Origin of the sequence: Streptococcus danieliae, from assembly GCF_013415245.1 — a bacterium.
GTDB lineage: Bacteria > Bacillota > Bacilli > Lactobacillales > Streptococcaceae > Streptococcus > Streptococcus danieliae_A.
Genome location: NZ_JACBXX010000220.1, coordinates 1 through 1,113 on the forward strand (window position 1 = coordinate 1; position 1,113 = coordinate 1,113).

Annotated in this window: 1 protein-coding gene; it reads left to right on the forward strand. The window is 43.2% G+C overall.

All coding sequences use genetic code 11. The features are described 5' to 3' along the window. A partial coding sequence (locus tag HZY94_RS09520; protein ID WP_179924909.1) for a reverse transcriptase domain-containing protein occupies positions 1 to 921 on the forward strand: 921 nt, incomplete at its 5' end. Positions 922 to 1,113 lie beyond the last annotated feature (192 nt).

Genomic DNA, 1,113 nt, shown 5'->3' on the forward strand with positions numbered 1-1,113 from the left:
GCTATTATTCAACTTCTTGAGTATCTTAACGATGGCTACGAATGGATAGTGGATATTGACTTGGAAAAGTTCTTCGATACAGTTCCACAAGATAGGCTGATGTCCTTAGTACACAACATTATCCAAGATGGGGATACGGAATCACTGATTCGGAAATATCTCCATTCAGGTGTCGTGATTAAGGGTCAACGTTATAAAACATTGGTCGGTACCCCACAAGGCGGGAATTTGTCACCTCTCTTGTCTAATATCATGCTCAATGAACTAGATAAGGAGTTGGAAAAACGAGGTCTTCGTTTTGTTCGCTACGCAGATGACTGCGTCATCACAGTTGGTAGTGAAGCATCCGCCAAAAGAGTTATGCACTCCATTAGCCGATTTATCGAGAAGCGATTAGGATTGAAGGTCAATATGACCAAGACAAAGATTGTGAGACCTACAAAACTCAAGTATTTAGGCTTTGGCTTTTGGAAATCTCCGAAAGGCTGGAAATGCCGTCCCCATAAAGATAGTGTACAGAGTTTTAAGCGCAAGCTGAAGCGACTAACGACGAGGAAGTGGAGCATTGACCTAACGACACGGATTGAACGATTAAATTGGGTTATCCGCGGTTGGGTAAATTACTTCTCACTTGGTAATATGAAGACGATACTGACGCAAATAGATGAGCGTTTACGAACTCGTATCCGAGTCATTATCTGGAAGCAATGGAAGAAAAAATCGAGACGACTATGGGGACTTCTGAAACTAGGTGTTCCGAAATGGATAGCCGATAAAGTATCTGGCTGGGGTAACCACTATCAACTAGTGGTACAGAAGTCAGTCTTAAAGCGAGCTATATCAAAACCAGCCCTCACTAAAAGAGGACTGGTTTCTTGTCTAGATTTCTATCTTAAACGACATGCGTTAAAAGTTAATTGAACCGCCGTGTGCCGAACGGCACGCACGGTGGTGTGAGAGGGACTAGAAATTAGCCTCTACTCGATCCACTAGGTTGCGCATTTCTTCTAATTCTTCAGAAGCCTATGATACACGCCCTCCCCTCCTTAGAGGGGAGGATTTTTAGATAGAGTGGACAGCAGGAGATTGCATCCAGTAAACTCTGGCAAATTA